Source organism: Kitasatospora sp. NPDC048286, assembly GCF_043201735.1.
Taxonomy (GTDB): Bacteria; Actinomycetota; Actinomycetes; order Streptomycetales; family Streptomycetaceae; genus Kitasatospora.
Genome location: NZ_JBICZE010000002.1, coordinates 335861 through 352239, shown reverse-complemented (window position 1 = coordinate 352239; position 16379 = coordinate 335861). Strand labels below are relative to the sequence as shown.

The window sequence follows — 16379 nt, the reverse complement described above, 5'->3', positions numbered from 1 at the left end:
GGTGCGTTGACACCGGTGCGGCCGTCCCCGCACGAAGTGGCCCGTCCCACGCGGCGCCGACCACTCCGTAACGGGCCCACGGACCGTATGATCTGGGTAAAGCCGGAAAGCATGACAGCCGGACGCGTGGGGCATATGGACGACACGGGCCGGGTCCCCCACACGGGCGTCCGACCGTGTGCCCCAAGGCTGATTGGACTTGCCTCCCCGACCGGGGTGGGCGGACCGGTCGCACCCGCGACCGACGAGTAGGAGGACTCCGTGCCGCTCTCGGAGCACGAGCAGCGACTGCTCGACCAGATGGAGCGAGCGCTGTATGCCGAAGATCCCAAATTCGCGTCTGCGCTTGAGGGAACCGGGCTGCGCACCTACACCCGTCGGCGGGTCTACCTGGCCGTCGCCGGCTTCGTGGTGGGCATCGGCCTGCTGATGGGCGGCATGGTCGTGCCGGACCAGATCTGGGTCAGCGTCGTGGGCTTCCTGGTGATGCTCGGGTGTGCGGTGTTCGCCGTGACCGGCTGGCGCCGTGGGCCCGCCGGCCAGGGGGCCGGGGCCCGCCCGGCCGCCGCCCCGCGCCGCAAGGCCGGGATGATGGACCGGGTGGAGCAGCGCTGGCAGCGCCGCCGGGACGAGCAGACCGGGGGCTTCTGAGCCGCCCGGCCGATACGTGTGAAGCCGGGGCGGGCAGTCGATCGACTGCCCGCCCCGGCTTCGTGTCCGGACCCTCGTACCGGGACCGGACGCCGGAGTCAGGACTCCGGAGTGGACCGCTTGCGCCGGGCGCGCACCCGCCGCGCCGGCGCGGAGAGCGTCTCGACCATCCGCTCGACCGCGGTGCCGACCGCCGTCCGGGCCGCCCGCACCGCGTCGGAGATCCGCCACCACAGCTGCGCCGAGGACGGCGGCAGCAGCAGCGCCCGGGTCCGCCCGGCCCGCCCGGCCGTCGCCAGCATCCCCCGCCGGACGGTGCGGACGTCGGCGGCCAGCGGCTCCGTGGCGGCCTGCCCGGGCGGGGCGTAGAGCACCCGCTCGGTGGCCAGTGCCAGCCGGCCGGTGGCCGCCGCCGAGTCCGCGTCCAGCTTCGCCTTCTCGGTGATCCGGCGTGCCGCCGAGCGCGGGGTGCGTGACTCGTCCGGGGGAATTCCGAGGTCCCAGGCGGAGTCGATCAGTTCGTCCCAGGCAGCCAGCACCTGGGCGTCGGTCAGCTCCGCCGGTCCGCCGCCGGGCCCGCGCCGCCCGCCGCCGCCCAGCCGGCGGCGGCGCAGGGCGGTGCGCCAGAGCATCGGGACGAGCATGAGGGCGATCAGCACGAGCACCGCGGCCAGGGTGCCGAGCACCTGGCCGGAGAGCAGCCAGGACTCCTCGGCGGCCGTGGAGACGGCCTTGTCCTTGGTGCCGCACTCGCCCAGCTGGCGCTGCTTGGGGGTGCAGTCCGAGCTGGAGGTCGGCGCCGGGGCGGCCGACGCGGTCTGCGGGGCGGAGGTCGCCTGCTGGGTCGGCGCGGTGGTCGGGGCGCCGGACGTGTCGGTGTAGCGGGCCGGGACGCCGCGGCTCGGGGTCGGCTCGAAGCGCAGCCAGCCGTAGCCCGCGAAGTACAGCTCCGGCCAGGCGTGGTACATCCGGCCGGTCACCGAGTATTTGTCGCCGCCCTTGCTGTCGCCGGGGGTGAAGCCCACGGCCACCCGGGCCGGGATCTTGAGGACCCGGGCCATCGCCGCCATGGTGGAGGCGAAGTGCACGCAGAAGCCCCGGCGGTCCTGCAGGAAGACGGCGATCGCGTTGTTGCCGGTGCCGCCGTTGACCGAGGTGTCGTATGTGAAGTCCGGCCCGGTGAACCAGTTGACCAGTGCCGTCGCCCGGTCGTAGTCGTTCCGCGCGCCGGCCGTGACGGACTTGGCCTTCTCGGCGACCACCGGCGGCAGGTCGGCCGGGACGGCGGTGTAGTGCTCCCTGATGTCGGACGGCGCTGAGGCCGCGAGGCGCAGCTCGGTGGCGGTGGGCCGCAGGTCCAGGGCGCTGACGTGGTACTCCAGGCCGCGGATCGCCTTGTCGTTGGCCGGCAGGACGGTGCGGGTCAGCGGGTCGAGCTTCCAGTCGCCGCGGTTGGGGACCTGGACGGTGGCGGCCGGGTAGGGCATCGGCAGCCAGCTGCTGCCCCCCAGCTGCTCGGTGACCTTGAACTCGCCCTCGATCCGCGGGACCTGGGCGTTGCGCAGGCCCTCGGGGGTGGGCAGGGTCGCCGGGAGGTCGGTGACCGCGGTGCTGCCGAGCTTCCAGTTGGTGCCGTCGAACTGGTCGAGCGAGCCGGTCCGCAGGTAGATCTGGTCGGCCAGCGGGCTTTCCATGGTGTAGGTGAGCAGCTCCGCGTCGGTCGGCTTGGTGATCGCGGCCTCCAGGCTGACCAGCGGGTCCAGGCTGGTCGACAGGCTCCCGCCGGCGCGCTTGCCGTTCGATCCGCCGGAGCCGGAGTCCAGCAGTCCGGAGCTCCAGTTCGGCAGGACGACGGGCAGCAGCAGCGCCACCGCCAGGGCCAGCACGCCGACCTGGCGGCCGCCCGGGTTGACCTTGCCGGACTCTGCGGCGCCGCGCGCGCCGCCGTAGAACACCCGGCCCCAGCGGGAGACCCGGTCCTGGCCCTCGGCGAACAGCAGCAGCAGGTAGCCGACCGCGGCGGCGGCGAACCAGACCCAGCTGCTGTGCTCCCCGGCCAGGCCGTTGCCGACCGAGTACAGCGCCAGCAGCGGCAGCCCGGCCAGCGCCGAGCGCCGGTAGGTCACCGCGACGGTGTCCACCGCGACGGCGATCAGACCGACCGCCGAGACCAGGATCAGCCGCAGTCCGGCGCTGGGCGGAGCCGGGATGGCGTACTGCTGTATGTCGTCCAGGCCGGCACTGAAGACCTGGCCCAGCACCCGCAGGGTGGCCGGTCCTGGCAGCACCCCGCCGGCGCCGGCGAAGCCGAGCAGCATCAGCAGGAACAGCACCAGCAGCTGCCCGAGCGGCACCGTCCAGCGGTACAGCGGGGCGCGGCGCAGGCCCGCGCCGACCGCGGCGATCACGGCGACCACCAGGAAGGCGTGGGTGAGCCAGCCGCGGGTGGTGAGCAGCGGCATCATGCACAGCGCGGCGAGGGCGGTGGCCAGCGCCGAGTACGCGGTCAGTTTGGCCCGGGTGGTCACGCGCCGGCCTCTTCTCGGTAGGGGGCGGTCGTCCTGCTGCCGTCGGCGGCCCGCCACAGGTCCGGTACGGAGTCCCCGGCGCGCACCGGGATGACCGTCCAGCCGGACTCCCGCAGCTGCCGGACCCTGGCCTCGAAGTCGTCGCCGCCGGTGTGCGGGGCGAGCATCCGCAGGCCGGCCCAGGTGCCGGTGTCCAGCAGGAAGGCGATCGCCCCGCCGGCCCGGCTGCGCAGCCGGCCCAGCCGGGTGGCCTGGGCCTCGTCCAGCTCGCCGAGGACGGCGACCAGCAGGCCCTCGCCGCCGGCCCGCAGCGGGTCCTCGGCGCGGGAGAGGGTGCCGCCGTCGGACAGGTCGGCGACCGCGAGGGCGTCCAGGACCAGCCCGGAGGCGTCGGCGGTGCTGTGGCTTCCGCCCGCGCCCGGCCCGGGCACGGACTGCCCGGTGTCGGTGAGCAGCCGGGTCTGGTAGCCGCGCTCCAGCAGGTGCACGGCGACGGAGGCGGCGCAGCCGATCGCCCACTCGAAGGAGGAGGCGGGGCCGCTGCCCCGGTGGGCGATCTCCCGGGTGTCCAGCACGACGGTGGCCCGGGCCTGCTGGGGCTGCTCCTCGCGGCGTACCATCAGCTCGCCGTACCGGGCGGTGGAGCGCCAGTGCACCCGGCGCAGGTCGTCGCCGGGCCGGTACTCGCGCAGGATCACGTCGTCGTCGCCGGCCAGCGCCAGGGTGCGGCTGTGGCTCTCGCCCTGGCCGATCCACTCGCCGCTGAGCCGTACCGACGGCAGGGCCTGGACCTGGGGGACGACGGTGAGGACGTCGGAGGCGGTGAAGGCGCGGGTCACCTCGCACATCCCGAACGGGTCGGACAGCCGCAGCTGCAGCGGCCCGAGCGGGTAGCGGCCGCGCAGGTCGGAGCGGACCCGGTAGGAGACCTCGCGGTGGCCGCGCGGCTCGACCCGGTCCAGCACGAAGCGCGGGCGCGGCCCGAGCACGTACGGGACCTTGTCCTCCAGCAGCAGCACGCCGGTGGGCACCCGGGAGACGTTGTCGACCCGCAGGTGGACCCGGGCCTCCTGGCCGGCGACCGCCCGGCGCGGGCTGAGCCGGCGTCCGCTGGCCACCCGGTAGCGGGTGTTGGCGACCACCACCACGGCGGCCAGCGGCAGCGCGGCGAGCAGCACGCCGACGCGCAGCAGGGCGTTCTGGTCGAGCAGGTACGCGCAGACCACCGCGGTGACCCCGGCGGCGAGGAAGGACCGCCCCCGGGTGGTGAGACCGCGGAACCCGGCCCGCAGTCCCGATGCCGAGTCGGACTGGGCCACCTCAGCCCCTCCGGACGGCCGGGCCGCCCTGCGGGCGCGGCAGCGGCAGCCGGGAGATCAGGTCGGCCACGATCTGCTCGGAGGTGCGGCGGCTGAGCTGGGTCTCGGCGGTCGGCATCAGACGGTGCGCCAGGACCGGGACGGCGAGGCGCTGGATGTCGTCCGGGGTGACGTAGTCGCGCCCGTCCAGCGCGGCGGCGGCGCGTGCGGCCCGGACCAGGTGCAGGGTGGCGCGGGGCGAGGCGCCCAGGCGCAGCTCGGGGCTGGTGCGGGTGGCGCCGACCAGGTCGACGGCGTAGCGGCGGACCGGGTCGGCGATGTGCACACCGCGGACCAGGTCGATCAGCTTGAGGATGTCGGAGGCGTGCGCGACCGGCTGGAGGTCCTCCAGCGGGCTGGCGCCGGCGTGCACGTCCAGCATCGCGAGCTCGGCCTCGGGGCTGGGGTAGCCGATCGAGATCCGGGCCATGAAGCGGTCGCGCTGGGCCTCCGGCAGCGGGTAGGTGCCCTCCATCTCGACCGGGTTCTGGGTGGCCACGACCATGAACGGCGAGGGCAGTTCGTAGCTGGTGCCGTCGATGGTGACCTGGCGCTCCTCCATGGACTCCAGCAGCGCGGACTGGGTCTTGGGCGAGGCGCGGTTGATCTCGTCGCCGACCACGACCTGGGCGAAGATCGCGCCCGGGCGGAACTCGAAGTCGTGCCGCTGCTGGTCGTAGATGTTGGTGCCGGTGACGTCCGACGGCAGCAGGTCGGGCGTGAACTGGATGCGGCGCACGGTGCAGTCGAGCGAGCGGGCGAGCGCCTTGGCCAGCATGGTCTTGCCGACGCCGGGCACGTCCTCCAGCAGCAGGTGGCCCTCGGCGAGCAGGACGGTCAGGGCGATCCGGACGGCCTCCGGCTTGCCCTCGATCACGCTCTCGACGTTGGCGCGGACGCGGTCGACGACCGCGGCGAGCTCGGGGAGCCCGACCTGCCGGTACCCGTTCGCCCTCTGCTTCTCGTCCCCCGCAGGACTGCCGAGACCGGCCTGGTCGTTGTAGCTCGTCACCCGTTTACGCTCCCTGGCACCCTGTGCCCGCCCCGTCCCGAGGCCGGACCCCACCCCATGCTTGACGCGGCCGTCCCGGGGGCGGTTCCGCACGAGGGATCCGGCGCCGGGAAGGCGGCCTGCGGCCTGGCCGCCCCAGGTGGTTCGGGGTCCGACCGGCAGGCGCATTCTCCCCCGCGGGATGGCCGGAAGTCACCATTCGGAGACGCCCGAATGCCCGAGCGCCCGGACGTCGTCGGCCGGGCCGGGTCGGGCGGAGCGGGTCAGTCGATCTCGCGCAGCAGGCCGGTGTGGACGTCGAAGACGAAGCCGCGGACGTCGTCGGTGTGGAGCAGGAAGGGAGAGGTGCGGACGCGCTGCATGGACTGGCGGACGTCGCCGTCCAGGTCGACGAAGGCCTCCACCGCCCACTGCGGGCGCTGGCCGACCTCCAGTTCCAGCTCGCGGCGGAAGTCCTCGGTGAGTCCGAGCAGGCCGCAGCCGGTGTGGTGGATCAGCGCGATCGAGCGGGTGCCGAGGGCGCGCTGGCTGATGGTCAGGGACCGGATGGTGTCGTCGGTGACGACGCCGCCGGCGTTGCGGATGACGTGGGCGTCGCCCAGTTCGAGGCCGAGCGCCGCGAACAGGTCGAGGCGGGCGTCCATGCAGGCGACCACGGCGATCTTCTGCACCGGACGGGCGTCCATGCCGCCGTCCTGGAAGGTCACCGCGTAGCCGCGGTTGGCCGTGACGAAGCGGTCGATGACGGTGGGTCTGGCAGGGGCGGCAGCGGCGTTCGGCGAGGGCCGGTCAGGTGTCACTGTCATGGTGGCGACGTTAGTGCGGATCGGGCCCGCGCGGTGGGGAGAGTGGCGACAGAACCTGGCGCTGTGATCGAGCGCATAGCCACAACCGGAGGGTTTGTCCGGGCTGGTCCCACAGTGCCCGCACGCGGTGGCGGACAGGGGGCGCGCGTCCGCCGCCGAAGGCCCCCAGTCCGCACCGCCGCCGGGCCGCCCCGACGGCTGCGACCTGCGGTGATCCGTACCGCCGCCCGGGTGGTGCGCCGGAGCGGGCCATTGACTGGCAGGACCCGCGCGATAGAGTTTGCGGCGCAGTGGAGCACACCCGCCGGGGCCCGTCAACGGGGTCCTCCCGGCCGGTGCGGCCCGGTCGACGCGGCCCGTGGCCTCCTCCCGCTCCGTGCCCACCTGGCGCACCTTCCCCGGCGCCGGGCGGTCACGATCTTCCCCTCGAGCGGGCGGGGACCACGGGCCGCTTCGTCGTGCCGGGGCGCGGTGGGCGAGAATGGTCGCAGCTCCCGGACGTCGGGCTGCTCCGCACCGAGGAAGGGCGCCACCGCGCATGACCACCAACGAACCGGGCCCCAAGCACGTTCCGGTGATGCTCCAGCGGTGCATGGACGCGCTGGCCCCGGCGATCTCCCGCCCCGGTGCCGTCGTGGTGGACGCCACCCTCGGCCTCGGCGGGCACAGCGAGGCGCTGCTCACCCAGTTCCCCGACGTGCGGCTGGTCGCGGTGGACCGCGACCCGGTGGCGCTGAAGCTGTCCGGCGAGCGGCTGGCCCCGTTCGGCGACCGGGCCACCCTGGTGCACGCCGTCTACGACGAGATCCCCGAGGTGCTGGAGCGCCTGGGCATCGACCGGGTGGACGGCGTCCTGTTCGACCTCGGCGTCTCCTCGATGCAGCTGGACGAGGCGGAGCGCGGCTTCGCGTACGCGCAGGACGCGCCGCTGGACATGCGGATGGACCAGACCCGGGGGATCAGCGCCGCAGAGGTGCTGAACACCTACAGCCACGGCGACCTGGCCCGGATCCTCAAGGTGTACGGCGAGGAGCGGTTCGCCGGGAGGATCGCCTCGGTGATCCTGCGGGAGCGGGAGAAGGAACCGTTCACCAACAGCGCGCGTCTGGTCGAGTTGGTGCGCAACGCCATCCCGGCGGCGACCCGCCGGACCGGCGGGAACCCGGCGAAGCGGACGTTCCAGGCGCTGCGGATCGAGGTCAACGGCGAGCTGGAGGTCCTGGACCGGGCCATCCCCGGCGCGCTGGACGCCCTCGCGGTCGGCGGCCGGATCGCCGTGATGTCCTACCAGTCGCTGGAGGACCGGCTGGTCAAGCAGTACTTCGCCGCCGGTGCGACCAGCACCGCCCCGCCGGGGCTGCCGTTCATCCCGGAGGAGCACCAGCCCTGGCTCAAGTTGATCACTCGCGGTGCCGAGCTGGCCACCGAGGAGGAGATCGAGGAGAACCGGCGCGCCGCGCCCGTACGGCTGCGGGTGGCGGAGAGGATCAGGGACCGAAGCAAGCGGGGCTGACGAACCGGCCCCAGCGGGGTCCGAAGGGCGGAGGAAAGCAGTGGGGCCGGTGGCCGGTGAGGTCCGGGCGGGGCGGGGTGGACTCCCCGGGCAGGGCAGGGCGCGGATCACGGTCCGGCCGGGCAGGCGTCCGGTACGGCGGCGTACGCCGTTCGCCGTGCTCATCGTGGTGCTGTTGGCGGCCGGGCTGCTCGGCCTGCTCGCGTTGAACACTGCGCTCAACGAGGGCTCCTTCGAGCTGTCCCGGCTGCAGAAGCAGACCACCGCGGCGACCGACGAGCAGCAGAGCCTCCAGCACGAGATCGACAAGAACTCGGCCCCGGACGCGCTGGCCAGGCGCGCCGCCGAGCTGGGCCTGGTCCCGGCCGGCGGGATGGCCTTCCTGGACGTCCCGAACGGCGGCAAGGTGGTCGGCACCCCCGGCGCGGCGCAGGACAGCCCGCCGGTCAAGCGCTCCACGGCCGAGCCGTGGCCGACCAGGGCCCAGTCCGGCGCGGCCCAGCCCGCCGCCGGGCCGTCGCCGGCCGTGCCGCAGCCGGGCGGGGCCCCGTCGCCGGCCGCCCCGCCGCCTGCGCCGCCCGCGCCGACCCCGGCGGCCTCCGCCGGTGACTCGGTGATCCAGCTCAACCCGGTCCAGCCCACCGCGGCCGCGAAGCCGAGCGGGGGTGCCGGCCGATGACTCCTCCACGTCAGCCCTCCGGTTCCGAATCCGGCAGCGGCAACGGCCGCCGTCCGGTGCCCCGGGGCAGCGCGCAGTCCGCCTCCGGCCGCAGCCAGCCCGCCAAGGGCCAGCCCGCCCGGGGTCAGTCGGCCAAGGCCCAGCCCGCGAAGCCGCAGCCCGCGAAGGCCCAGCCCGCCCGCAGCCAGTCGGCCAAGGCCCAGCCCGCCAAGTCGGGCTCCGTCGGCCGTACCCCGCGGGCGCCCCAGCAGCGCCGCCCCGAGGGCCGCCCGCCGGCCCGCAGTCAGGCGGCGGTGCGCCCGAAGAGCCGTCCGCCGCTGCGCCCCAAGGCGCTCAAGCTGGCCGAGCCGAAGCGCCGGCTGCGGGTGATCACCGTGGTGCTGTCGCTGGTGTTCTCCGTCTTCGCGGGCCGCCTGGTGCAGCTCCAGCTGGTGGACGCCGACGCGCTGGCCGCCGACGCCAACACCAACCGCTACCTGAACATCCCGATCACCGCCGAGCGCGGCTCGATAACGTCCTCCGACGGGGTCGCCCTGGCGGCCACCGTGGACGCGTACGACATCACCGCCGACCCGGCGATGTTCACCCCGGAGGCGACCGGCATCCCGGACGCGCCGGAGCAGGCGGCCGCGCTGCTGTCGCCGATCCTCGGCGTGCCCAAGGAGAAGATCGCCGCCGACCTGCACACCCCCAAGAGCCGCTACAAGCGCCTCGCGGCCCAGCAGACCCCGGCCGCCAAGAAGCAGATCAGCGACCTCAAGTCGGGCCTGGAGAAGCAGGCCGGATCGCGGGCCTGCCAGGCCCAGAAGAAGCTGCTCGGCAAGCCCGCCGACCAGGGCGGGCGCACCCGGGTGGACAACGAGTGCGCCAACCCGCTGGCCGGGGTGTTCAACCGGGAGACCCAGAAGCGGATCTACCCGGCGGACGGCCTGGCCGCCAACCTGGTCGGCTTCGTCAACGCCGAGGGCGAGGGCACCGGCGGCCTGGAACTCCAGTACCAGAAGCTGCTGGCCGGCAAGGACGGCCACAGCAGCTACGCCCAGTCGGGCGGGCGGCTGGTGCCCACCGCCGGGGGCTCGATGGAGCCGGCCGTGTCGGGCAGCGACGTGAAGCTGACCGTCAACCGGGACATCCAGTGGGCCGCCCAGCGGGCGATCACCGACCAGGTGGCCAACTCCGGCGCGGAGAAGGGCTACGTGGTCGTCCAGGACGTGAAGACCGGCCAGGTCCTCGCGATGGCCTCCGCGCCCGGCTTCAACCCGAACGACCTGAGCCTGTCCAAGCAGGCCCAGCTGGGCAACCCCGCCCTGGGCGACGCGTACGAGCCGGGCAGCACCGCCAAGCTGATGAGCATGGCCGCCGTGCTGGACTCCGGCAAGGCCACCTGGGACACCAAGGTCACCGTGCCCAACCGGCTGGTCCGCGCCGGGCAGCAGTTCAAGGACGACGTCGACCACGACACCTGGTACCTGACCCTGGCCGGGGTGCTGGCCAAGTCCTCCAACATCGGCACCATCGAGGCGGTCGAGACCCTCGGCGACGGCGACCAGCTGAAGGCCAACCAGGCCCTCGACGGTTACATGCGCAAGTTCGGCGTGGCCGCGCCGACCGGCCTGGGCTTCCCCGGGGAGACCCCCGGGATGCTCAAGAAGCCGGAGGACCTGGTCGCCTCGGAGAAGTACAACATCTCCTTCGGCCAGGGCCCGATGCAGATGAACGCGTTGCAGGCCACCTCGGTCTACTCGACCATCGCCAACGGCGGGGTGCGGGTCGCGCCCAGCATCGTCCAGGGCGTCACCGACCCGAACGGCACGTACAAGCCGAGCGCGCCGGGGGAGCAGACGAGGGTGGTCAGCCCGGAGACGGCCAAGACCCTCACCTCGATGCTGGAGTCGGTCGTCGACGACGAGCAGGGCACCGGCGGCAAGGCCGCCATCCCCGGCTACCGGGTCGCGGGCAAGACCGGAACCGCCAACCGGGGCGCCGCCAACGGCGTCGGCTACGACGGCTACACCGCCTCCTTCATCGGCTTCGCCCCCGCCGACGCCCCCCGGTACACCGTCTCCTGCACCCTCCAGGGCCCGGTCAACGGCCACTTCGGCGGCCAGCTCTGCGGCCCGGTGTTCAAGCAGGTGATGGAGTTCACCCTGAAGACCATGCAGGTCCCGCCGAGCGGCAGCCAGGCGCCCAACCTCACCGTCGACTGGAAGCCGTGAGCGAGCGATGAGCAACGAACGGACGGGGCCGGAGCACGGCGCGGCGGAGGGCCGGTTTGGCCCTGGACACCCTTCGGCGGATAGCCTTCCCGCCGTGCCGAAACCCGATCAAACCACCGTGAGTCCGCCCCGCCCGACCGGGACCACCGCCCTTCCGCTCGCCGAGCTGGCCGCCGAACTGGGCCTCGCGCCCGTCGAGGGCGGCGCCGTCAGCGGCGTCACCCACGACTCCCGCGCGGTCCGGCCGGGCGACGTGTACGTGGCCTTCCCGGGCGCCAACCACCACGGCGCGGCCTTCGCCGCCAAGGCCGCCCAGGCCGGCGCGGTGGCGGTGCTCACCGACCCGGCCGGCGCCGAGATCGCGGCCGCCACCGGCCTGCCGCTGCTGGTCGTCGACCGGCCGCGGGCCGTCATGGGCGAGCTGGCCGCGATCGTCTACGGCCGCCCCTCCCGGCGGCTGCTGATGATCGGGCTGACCGGCACCAACGGCAAGACCACCACCTCCTACCTGGTCGAGGGCGGTCTGCGCGGCGCCGGGCGCAGCCCGGGCGTCATCGGCACCGTCGAGATGCGGGTCGGCGAGGAGCGGATCAAGAGCGAGCGCACCACCCCCGAGGCCACCGACCTGCACGCGATCCTCGGCGTGATGGCCGAGCGCGGCGCCGACGCGGTGACCATGGAGGTCTCCAGCCACGCCCTGGTCTTCGGCCGCACCGACGGGGTGGCGTACGACGTCGCGCTGTTCAACAACCTGACCCCCGAGCACCTCGACTTCCACCCGGACATGGAGGACTACTTCCAGGCGAAGGCCCGGCTCTTCCAGCCCGGCAAGTCCCGCCACGGCGTGGTCAACCTCGACGACGAGTACGGCCGCCGGCTCGCCGCCGAGGCCAAGATCCCGGTGACCACCTTCTCGGCCACCGGCGCCGCCGAGGCCGACTGGCGGGCCGTGGACGTCCGGCTGGGGCCGGTCGGCTCCACCTTCCGGGTGCTGGGCCCGGACGGCGCCGAGGCCGAGGCCTCCGTCCCGCTGCCCGGCCCGTTCAACGTCGCCAACGCGCTCGCCGCGATCACCACGCTGGTCGCCGCCGGGCTGCCGCTGGACCGGGCCGTGGCCGGCGTCGCCGCCGTCCCCGGCGTCCCGGGCCGGCTGGAGCGGGTGGACGCCGGACAGCCGTTCGTCGCCGTCGTCGACTACGCGCACAAGCCGGACGCCCTCAAGGCCGTCCTCGCCTCGCTGCGCGAGGTCACCGAGGGCCGGCTGCACGTCGTGGTCGGCTGCGGCGGCGACCGCGACCCGCACAAGCGCGGCCCGATGGGCGCCATCGCCGCCCGTCTCGCCGACACCGCCCTGCTGACCAGCGACAACCCGCGTAGCGAGGACCCGCTGGCGATCCTCGCCAGCATGCTGACCGGCGCCGCCACGGTGCCCGAGGCCGAGCGCGGCGCCGTCCTGGTCGTCCCCGACCGGGCCGAGGCGATCGGGCTCGCCGTCGCCCGCGCCCAGGCGGGGGACACCGTGCTGGTGGCCGGCAAGGGCCACGAGCTCGGCCAGTACGTACGAGACGAGATCCGCCCCTTCGACGACCGGGAGGTGCTGCGCGAATCCATCGTGCGGACCACGGCCGCACGGGGCGACCGAGGAGTAGAGCAGCAGTGATCGCACTGACCCTCGCCGAGGTGGCCGCCGCCGTCGGAGGCACGCTGGACGGCGCCGACCCGGACGCCCTGGTCACCGGCCCGGTCGAGGTCGACTCGCGGAAGGTGGGCCCGGGCGGCCTGTTCGCGGCCTTCGTCGGCGAGCACGTGGACGGCCACGACTACGCGGCCAAGGCGGTCGAGGACGGCGCCGTCGCGGTGCTGGCCTCCCGCCCGGTCGGCGTGCCCGCCGTCCTGGTGGACAGTGTGGTGGAGGCGCTCGGCAGGCTGGCCCGCACCGTGGTCGCCCGCGCCGAGGGCACCGCCGTGGTCGCGCTGACCGGCTCGGCCGGCAAGACCAGCACCAAGGACCTGATCGCCCAGCTGCTCCAGCGCCGCGGCCAGACCGTCTTCCCGCCCGGCTCGCTCAACAACGAGATCGGCCACCCGATGACCGCGCTGCGGGTCGAGGCCGGCACCCGGCACCTGGTCATGGAGATGGGCGCCCGGCACAAGGGCGACATCGAGTACCTCACCTCGATCACCCCGCCCCGGATCGGCCTGGTCCTCAACGTCGGCACCGCCCACGTCGGCGAGTTCGGCTCCCAGGAGGCGATCGCCGAGGCGAAGGGCGAACTGGTCGAGTCGCTGCCCGCCGACGGCGCCGCGATCCTCAACGCGGACGACCGGCTGGTGCGCGCGATGGCCTCCCGTACCAGGGCGAAGGTGGTCCTGTTCGGGGAATCCCCGGACGCCCACGTACGGGCCACCGACGTTCGCCTGGACGCCACCGGGCGGCCATCGTTCACGCTCACCACCCCGGCCGGTTCCGCGCCCGTGCAGCTGCGCCTGTACGGTGAGCACCACGTCTCGAACGCCCTCGCCGCCGCCGCGGTGGCGGTGGAGCTCGGGATGTCCGTCGACGACACCGCGGCAGCCCTGGGCGAAGCGGGTGCGCTGTCCCGCTGGCGCATGGAGGTCGTCGACCGGGCCGATGGTGTCACCATCGTGAACGACGCCTACAACGCGAACCCCGACTCGATGCGGGCCGCGCTGCGGGCGCTCGTCTCGATGGGGGGCCGGGGCCCGGAGCGCCGCCGCACCTGGGCGGTGCTCGGCGAGATGCGGGAGCTCGGCGAGGAGAGCCTGGCCGAGCACGACGCCATCGGGCGGCTCGCCGTCCGGCTGGACGTCACCAAGCTGGTGGCGGTCGGCGGACGCGAGGCGGCCTGCATGGAACTCGGCGCGAGGAACGAAGGTTCGTGGGGTGAGGAGTCGGTGCTGGTGTCCGACGCGGACGCGGCGGTCGAGCTGCTGCGCAGTCAGCTTCGGCCGGGGGATGTGGTCCTGGTGAAGGCTTCCCGTTCGGTGGGGCTGGAGAAGGTGGCCGAGGCCCTCCTGGCGGACGGTGTGGCCGAATAATGAAGCAGATCCTTTTCTCCGGGATGATCGGTCTCATCCTGTCGCTGCTCGGCACCCCGGCCCTGATCAAGCTGCTCGCGAAGCACGGCTACGGCCAGTACATCCGTGACGACGGCCCCAAGGCGCACCACAGCAAGAAGGGCACGCCCACCATGGGCGGCATCGCCTTCATCCTGGCGACCCTGATCGCGTACTTCGCCACGAAGGCGATAACGGGCGAGAGCCCGACCGCCTCCGGGCTGCTGGTGCTCTTCCTGACCGCGGGCCTCGGCCTGGTCGGCTTCCTGGACGACTACATCAAGGTGGTCAAGCGCCGCTCGCTGGGCCTGCGGGCCAAGGCGAAGCTGGCCGGCCAGTCGATCGTCGGCCTCGGGTTCGCCGTGCTGGCGATGCAGTTCCCGGACGACCGCGGGCTCAACCCGGCGTCCCAGAGCCTGTCCTTCGTCCGGGACTTCAAGTGGGCGATCGGCCCCGTCCTGTTCGTCATCTTCGCGTACTTCATGATCGCCGCGATGTCGAACGGCGTGAACCTGACGGACGGTCTGGACGGCCTCGCCACCGGTGCCTCGGTGATGGTCTTCGGCGCCTACACCTTCATCGGCATCTGGGAGCACACCCAGAGCTGCGCCTACGCCATCACCGCGACCGCCAACTGCTACGACATCCGCGACCCGCTGGACCTCGCCGTCGTGGCCTCCGCCCTGATGGGCTCCTGCTTCGGCTTCCTGTGGTGGAACACCTCGCCCGCCAAGATCTTCATGGGTGACACCGGCTCGCTCGCCCTCGGCGGCGCCCTGGCCGGTCTGGCGATCTGCTCCCGCACCGAGCTGCTGCTCGCCCTGCTCGGCGGCCTCTACGTGATCATCACCCTCTCGGTGATCATCCAGGTCGGCTCCTTCCGGATGACCGGCAAGCGCGTCTTCAAGATGGCGCCACTGCAGCACCACTTCGAACTCAAGGGCTGGACCGAGGTCCTGATCGTCGTCCGGTTCTGGATCATCCAGGGCCTGTGCGTCGCGGTCGGCCTCGGCCTGTTCTACGCGGGATGGGTGACCGGATGACCAACCCCGACTTCCAGGGCCTGCCGGTCGTCGTGGCCGGGCTCGGCGTCTCGGGCATCAGTGCTGCGCGCGTCCTGCACGGCCTCGGCTCCCGGGTCACCGTGGTGGACGGCGGCAGCGGGCCCGGCCTGGCCGCCCGGGCCGCCGAGCTGGAGGCGCTGGGCGTCACCGTGCGGCTCGGCGACGGCGCGAGCCTGCCCGAGGGCACCGAGCTGATCGTCACCTCGCCCGGCTGGGCGCCGGACAGCCCGCTGTTCGCCGCCGCCGAGGCGGCCGGGGTGCCGGTCTGGGGCGACGTCGAGCTGGCCTGGCGGCTGCGCAAACCGCTGCCCGGCACCGGCGAGCCAGCCCCCTGGCTGGCCGTCACCGGCACCAACGGCAAGACCACCACCGTCCAGATGCTCGCCTCGATCCTCACCGCCGCCGGCAAGCGCACCGCCGCGGTCGGCAACGTCGGGGTCTCGGTGCTGGACGCGGTGCTCGCCGAGGAGCCCTACGACGTGCTCGCCGTCGAGCTCTCCAGCTACCAGCTGCACTGGGCGCCCTCGCTGCGCCCGTACTCGGCGGCGGTGCTCAACCTGGCGCCCGACCACCTCGACTGGCACGGCTCGATGGAGGCGTACGCCGCCGACAAGGGCCGGATCTACGAGGGCAACGTGGTCGCCTGCGTGTACAACCTGGCCGACCCGGCCACCGAGGCGCTGGTCCGCGAGGCCGACGTCGAGGAGGGCTGCCGGGCGATCGGCTTCGGCCTCGGCGCGCCCGGCCCGTCGAACTTCGGCGTGGTGGACGGGCTGCTGGTGGACCGCGCCTTCGTCGAGGACCGGGCCAAGAACGCGGCCGAGCTGGGCGCCGTCGCCGACGTGCACCCGCCGGCGCCCCACAACATCGCCAACGCGCTCGCCGCGGCGGCGCTGGCCCGGGCGTACGGCGTCGAGCCGAAGGCCGTCCGGGAGGGCCTGCGGGCCTTCCGTCCGGACGCCCACCGGATCGCCGAGGTCGGTACGGTCCGCGAGGTCACGTACATCGACGACTCCAAGGCCACCAACACCCACGCGGCGGCCGCCTCGCTGGCCGCCTACCGGCCGATCGTCTGGATCGCCGGGGGCCTGGCCAAGGGCGCGACCTTCGACGACCTGGTGCAGGGCGCGGCCGAGCGGCTGCGCGCGGTGGTGCTGATCGGGCAGGACCGGGCGGTGATCCGCGAGGCACTGGAGCGACACGCTCCGGATGTGCCGGTGATCGAGGCGGCCGAGGGCCAGACTGGCGCGGTGGCGATGGCCGAGGTCGTTCGAACGGCCGCGTCGCTCGCCCGATCGGGTGACACGGTGCTGCTGGCACCGGCCTGCGCCTCGATGGACATGTTCACCAACTACGGCGAGCGCGGCGACCTCTTCGCGGCGGCCGTCCGGGAGCTGGCGGGCGAGTAGGCGGGTCGGCGCGGAGCGTCGGACGGAAGAGAGTGAGCGGGGAGCGGTGGCGGGGCAGGGCAGAG

General features: G+C 73.7%; 12 protein-coding genes. 8 read left to right on the top strand and 4 right to left on the bottom strand.

What is annotated here, in order from left to right; genetic code table 11:
- Positions 1-261 precede the first annotated feature (261 nt).
- Positions 262-651 (top strand): DUF3040 domain-containing protein, encoded by a 390-nt coding sequence (locus ACGF13_RS05895; RefSeq protein WP_074000911.1) that lies wholly within the window; start codon positions 262-264, stop codon positions 649-651.
- 98 nt (positions 652-749) lie between these two features.
- On the opposite strand, the gene ACGF13_RS05890 is transcribed toward ACGF13_RS05895, so the two are convergent.
- From ACGF13_RS05890 to ACGF13_RS05875, 4 genes are all read right to left on the bottom strand, one after another.
- Positions 750-3179, bottom strand: coding sequence for a DUF3488 and DUF4129 domain-containing transglutaminase family protein (locus ACGF13_RS05890; RefSeq protein ID WP_392869342.1), 2430 nt, complete (start codon positions 3177-3179; stop codon positions 750-752).
- Positions 3176-4498, bottom strand: coding sequence for a DUF58 domain-containing protein (locus tag ACGF13_RS05885; protein ID WP_392869340.1), 1323 nt, complete (start codon positions 4496-4498; stop codon positions 3176-3178). Before ACGF13_RS05885 ends, ACGF13_RS05890 begins: the two co-directional genes overlap by 4 nt.
- Position 4499: 1 nt before the next feature.
- The gene (locus ACGF13_RS05880; RefSeq protein WP_392870063.1) at positions 4500-5414 is read right to left on the bottom strand and encodes an AAA family ATPase; all 915 of its coding nucleotides are present in this window, start codon (positions 5412-5414) and stop codon (positions 4500-4502) included.
- Positions 5415-5812: 398 nt separating this feature from the next.
- Positions 5813-6355 (bottom strand): beta-class carbonic anhydrase, encoded by a 543-nt coding sequence (locus ACGF13_RS05875; protein WP_392869339.1) that lies wholly within the window; start codon positions 6353-6355, stop codon positions 5813-5815.
- Between the two features lie 538 nt (positions 6356-6893).
- Between ACGF13_RS05875 and rsmH the strand changes: the two genes are divergently transcribed.
- The 7 genes from rsmH (at position 6894) to murD (ending at position 16314) form a co-directional block, all read left to right on the top strand.
- Complete coding sequence (gene rsmH / locus ACGF13_RS05870; protein ID WP_392869337.1) at positions 6894-7868, top strand: 16S rRNA (cytosine(1402)-N(4))-methyltransferase RsmH; 975 nt, start codon at positions 6894-6896, stop codon at positions 7866-7868.
- A gap of 157 nt (positions 7869-8025) precedes the next feature.
- Entirely contained in the window at positions 8026-8547 is a 522-nt protein-coding gene (locus ACGF13_RS05865; RefSeq protein ID WP_392869335.1) for a hypothetical protein, read from the top strand.
- Positions 8544-10763, top strand: a complete 2220-nt coding sequence (locus ACGF13_RS05860) for a penicillin-binding transpeptidase domain-containing protein (protein ID WP_392869333.1) — start codon at positions 8544-8546, stop codon at positions 10761-10763. Before ACGF13_RS05865 ends, ACGF13_RS05860 begins: the two co-directional genes overlap by 4 nt.
- Positions 10764-10857: 94 nt before the next feature.
- Positions 10858-12423, top strand: a complete 1566-nt coding sequence (locus ACGF13_RS05855) for a UDP-N-acetylmuramoyl-L-alanyl-D-glutamate--2,6-diaminopimelate ligase (protein WP_392869331.1) — start codon at positions 10858-10860, stop codon at positions 12421-12423.
- Positions 12420-13823 carry a UDP-N-acetylmuramoyl-tripeptide--D-alanyl-D-alanine ligase gene (gene murF, locus ACGF13_RS05850; protein ID WP_392869329.1) on the top strand — a complete coding sequence of 468 codons (1404 nt, stop codon included), beginning with the start codon at positions 12420-12422 and terminating at the stop codon, positions 13821-13823. Before ACGF13_RS05855 ends, murF begins: the two co-directional genes overlap by 4 nt.
- Positions 13823-14884 (top strand): phospho-N-acetylmuramoyl-pentapeptide-transferase, encoded by a 1062-nt coding sequence (mraY, locus tag ACGF13_RS05845; protein ID WP_355249882.1) that lies wholly within the window; start codon positions 13823-13825, stop codon positions 14882-14884. The genes murF and mraY overlap by 1 nt, the downstream gene beginning before the upstream one ends.
- Positions 14881-16314: a UDP-N-acetylmuramoyl-L-alanine--D-glutamate ligase gene (gene murD / locus ACGF13_RS05840; protein WP_392869327.1), complete on the top strand. Its 1434-nt coding sequence runs from the start codon at positions 14881-14883 to the stop codon at positions 16312-16314. The genes mraY and murD overlap by 4 nt, the downstream gene beginning before the upstream one ends.
- Positions 16315-16379 lie beyond the last annotated feature (65 nt).

What these genes read in the sequence shown, in the direction of transcription:
- ACGF13_RS05875 (WP_392869339.1), bottom strand. Translation starts at nt 6,355, where the DNA reads ATGACAGTGACACCTGACCGGCCCTCGCCGAACGCCGCTGCCGCCCCT.
- ACGF13_RS05860 (WP_392869333.1), top strand. Translation starts at nt 8,544, where the DNA reads ATGACTCCTCCACGTCAGCCCTCCGGTTCCGAATCCGGCAGCGGCAAC.
- rsmH (WP_392869337.1), top strand. Translation starts at nt 6,894, where the DNA reads ATGACCACCAACGAACCGGGCCCCAAGCACGTTCCGGTGATGCTCCAG.
- murD (WP_392869327.1), top strand. Translation starts at nt 14,881, where the DNA reads ATGACCAACCCCGACTTCCAGGGCCTGCCGGTCGTCGTGGCCGGGCTC.
- mraY (WP_355249882.1), top strand. Translation starts at nt 13,823, where the DNA reads ATGAAGCAGATCCTTTTCTCCGGGATGATCGGTCTCATCCTGTCGCTG.